The 1739-nt window shown below is 68.1% G+C and carries 1 protein-coding gene; it reads right to left on the bottom strand.

The annotated features are described in order from the left end of the window. Positions 1-1670 (bottom strand): succinate dehydrogenase flavoprotein subunit (sdhA, locus tag G6W55_RS37500; protein WP_175525047.1); only part of this gene is annotated, 1670 nt, incomplete at its 3' end. Positions 1671-1739 lie beyond the last annotated feature (69 nt).

Below are 1739 nucleotides of genomic sequence, written 5' to 3'. Positions count from 1 at the left end.
ACCTCGCGGTACGCCATGGTGTGGCGCATGAAGTTGACGTCGTCGCGGTTGGGGTAGTCCTCGCGGTAGTGACCGCCGCGGGACTCCTTGCGCGCCAGGGCGGAGACCGCCATGACCTCGGCCAGGTCGAGCAGGTTGCCCAGCTCGATGGCCTCCAGCAGGTCGGTGTTGAACCGCCGGCCCTTGTCCTGGATCGAGACGTTCAGATAGCGCTCGCGCAGCTCGGCGATCTTCTCGACCGCCGTCTTGATCGTCTGCTCGGTGCGGAACACCATGACGTTGGCGTCCATGGTCTCCTGGAGCTCCTTGCGCAGCGTCGCCACCCGCTCGGTGCCGGTGGAGTCGCGCAGCCGCTCCACCTGGTCGACGACGAACTGCGCCGGGTTCTCCGGCAGCTCCACGTAGTCGGCCCGCTGGCTGTACTCGGCCGCCGCGATACCGGCCCGGCGGCCGAACACGTTGATGTCCAGGAGCGAGTTGGTGCCGAGGCGGTTGGCGCCGTGCACCGACACACAGGCGACCTCGCCGGCCGCGTACAGGCCCGGGACGACGGTGGAGTTGTCCGCGAGGACCTCGCCCTCGACGTTGGTCGGGATGCCGCCCATGGCGTAGTGCGCGGTGGGCTGGATCGGGATCGGGTCCGTGTAGGGCTCGATGCCGAGGTAGGTCCGCGCGAACTCGGTGATGTCCGGGAGCTTGGCGTCGAGCTGCTCCGGCGGCAGGTGGGTGAGGTCGAGGTAGACGTGGTCGCCCTCGGGACCGCAGCCGCGGCCCTCCCGGATCTCCGTGTAGATGGAGCGCGAGACGACGTCACGGGACGCGAGGTCCTTCATGACCGGCGCGTACTTCTCCATGAAGCGCTCGCCGTCCTTGTTGCGCAGGATGCCGCCCTCACCGCGGGCGCCCTCCGTCAGCAGGATGCCCATGCGCCAGATGCCGGTCGGGTGGAACTGGAAGAACTCCATGTCCTCCAGCGGCAGACCGCGCCGGTAGCAGGCGGCCTGGCCGTCACCGGTCAGGGTGTGCGCGTTGGACGTCACCTTGAAGAACTTGCCGGTGCCGCCGGACGCGTAGATCACGGCCTTCGCCTGGAAGACATGGATCTCGCCGGTGGCCAGCTCGTAGGCGACCACACCGGAGGACTTCTTGACGCCGTCGACCTCGGTGATGAGCTGGTCGAGGACGTAGAACTCGTTGAAGAACTCCACGCCCTCCTTCACACAGTTCTGGTACAGCGTCTGGAGGATCATGTGGCCGGTGCGGTCGGCCGCGTAGCAGGACCGGCGGACCGGGGCCTCGCCGTGGTTGCGGCTGTGACCGCCGAAGCGGCGCTGGTCGATGGTGCCGTTCGGGGTGCGGTTGAACGGCAGGCCCATCTTCTCCAGGTCGAGGACGGCGTCGATGGCCTCCTTCGCCAGGATCTCGGCGGCGTCCTGGTCGACCAGGTAGTCACCGCCCTTGACCGTGTCGAAGGTGTGCCACTCCCAGTTGTCCTCCTCCACGTTGGCGAGCGCGGCGGCCATGCCGCCCTGCGCGGCGCCCGTGTGGGAGCGGGTGGGGTACAGCTTGGTCAGCACCGCGGTGCGGCTGCGCTTCGTGGACTCGATGGCCGCGCGCATGCCCGCGCCGCCGGCGCCGACGATGACGGTGTCGTACTTGTGGATCTTCATGATTCTCGCAGCCCCGTGCCTAGCGGATGTTCGGGTCGAAGGTGAAGATCACCAGCGTGCCCAGCAGGA

The sequence above is a fragment of the Streptomyces sp. CAI-85 genome (genome assembly GCF_013363615.1).
Lineage (GTDB): Bacteria > Actinomycetota > Actinomycetes > Streptomycetales > Streptomycetaceae > Streptomyces > Streptomyces antibioticus_B.
Note: the sequence above shows the minus strand (reverse complement) of the source record. Positions and strands in the feature narration are given on the sequence as shown.